The sequence below is a fragment of the Streptomyces sp. NPDC031274 genome (assembly GCF_055570235.1).
Genome location: NZ_JBVIHP010000195.1, coordinates 1 through 1534, shown reverse-complemented (window position 1 = coordinate 1534; position 1534 = coordinate 1). Strand labels below are relative to the sequence as shown.

2 protein-coding genes are annotated in these 1534 nt (G+C 68.7%); one reads left to right on the top strand and one right to left on the bottom strand.

The annotated features are described in order from the left end of the window. Window positions 1-211: 211 nt before the first annotated feature. Window positions 212-805, top strand: coding sequence for a TetR/AcrR family transcriptional regulator (locus ACZ5CR_RS44895; protein WP_468869361.1), 594 nt, complete (start codon window positions 212-214; stop codon window positions 803-805). A gap of 42 nt (window positions 806-847) precedes the next feature. On the opposite strand, the gene ACZ5CR_RS44890 is transcribed toward ACZ5CR_RS44895, so the two are convergent. Beyond that, the gene (locus ACZ5CR_RS44890; RefSeq protein ID WP_468869363.1) at window positions 848-1504 is read right to left on the bottom strand and encodes a LuxR C-terminal-related transcriptional regulator; all 657 of its coding nucleotides are present in this window, start codon (window positions 1502-1504) and stop codon (window positions 848-850) included. Window positions 1505-1534: the final 30 nt, after the last annotated feature.

The following is a 1534-nucleotide window of genomic DNA, read 5'->3' as shown; positions in this document are numbered from 1 at the left end:
CAGGATGACGACCAGCACGGCGGCGATGGCGCCGAGTGCCGTCAGGCAGCCGCGGGCGGTGGAGCCGGGGGAGGAGCCAGGCCGCGGCGCTGGCGATATGGGTTCAGGCACGCGGTCAGTATGATTCAGTGGGCCGTTTGTGTGGAGTGTTTTTCTAGAAATGCGCTCTAGAAGTGGGATGCTTCGAGGGGTGCTCTAGGCTGGGTGGACCATGAGCCCCAAGCAGCAACGCGGTGAAGAGACCGCCGACCGACTCCTGGATGCCGCACTCCAGGTGTACGCCGACTCCGGAGAGCAGGGCGTCACCGTCGGCGCGCTCACCAAGGCCAGCGGTGTCAGTCTCGGGAGTCTCTACCACCACTTCGGCAGCGTCGACGGCCTCATGAACGCCCTGCTGCTGCGCTGGCTCGGCCGTCTCCTCGCCGACCTCGGCGCTTCCGTGGAGCGTTCCCGTACGGCCCGGACCGGTATCCGCGCCCTCGTGCGGGCCTACCTGAAGTTCATCCGGGAGAACCCGGACGCCGCCCGGCTCCTGCACTCCTCGTACGCCGACCGGCTCGGCATGGCTCAGGCCAAGCAGCTCCGTGACGCGCAGGAGGCCAGGCTGTCCCCGCTGACCGGCTGGATGCAGCAGCACGTCGACTCGGGTGAGGTCGCTCCGCTGCCCATGTCCTTGATCGAGGGGCTGGTCCTGGGGCCCGTCGTCGCGACCGCGCGGCGCTGGCTTGCCGGCTTCGACGATGTCGATCTCGATCAGGCTGTGCGTGTTCTGCCGGAGCGGATTTGGCGGTCGATCGTTCCCTGAGCGGGCATCCGGAACGGTCTGGCGGCTGAGGTACGCGAGGGCCTAGCGGTTCAGGTACGCCAGGACCGCGAGCACCCGGCGGTTGTCCGTGTCCGACGGGGGCAGGCCCAGCTTCGGGAAGATGTTGCTGACGTGCTTGGCGACCGCCTTCTCCGAGATGAACAAGGCCTCCGCCGTTCCCGCGTTGGACCGGCCCTGGGCCAGGCATTCCAGGACCTCGCGTTCGCGAGGGGTGAGGCGGGACAGGGGGTCCGCCCGGTCGTGCGTCTTGCGGATGAGGAGCTTCGAGATCACCTCGGGGTCCATCGCCGTGCCGCCGGCGGCCACGCGCTCGATGGTGCGGATGAAGTCGGCGCCGTTGGAGACCCGCTCCTTCAGGATGTAGCCGATGCCGGTCGAGCCCGTGGCCAGCAACTCCCTTGCGTAGAGCGGTTCCACGTACTGGGAGAGCAGGAGGATCGGGAGGGTGGGGGTCTGGGCCCGGGCCGCCACCGATGCGCGCAGGCCGTCGTCCGTGAAGTCCGGGGGGAGGCGTACGTCGACTATCGCTATGTCGGGTGTTGTGGCGGGGGTGGTGAGGGCCGCCAAGAGGGCCGGGCCGTTGTCCACCGCCGCGGTGACCTCGTGGCCGAAGGCCTGCAGGAGGCGGGTGATGCCGTCCCTCAGGAGGAAGTGGTCTTCTGCGAGGACAACACGCACGGCAGCTCCATCGTCACCATGGTCGGGCCG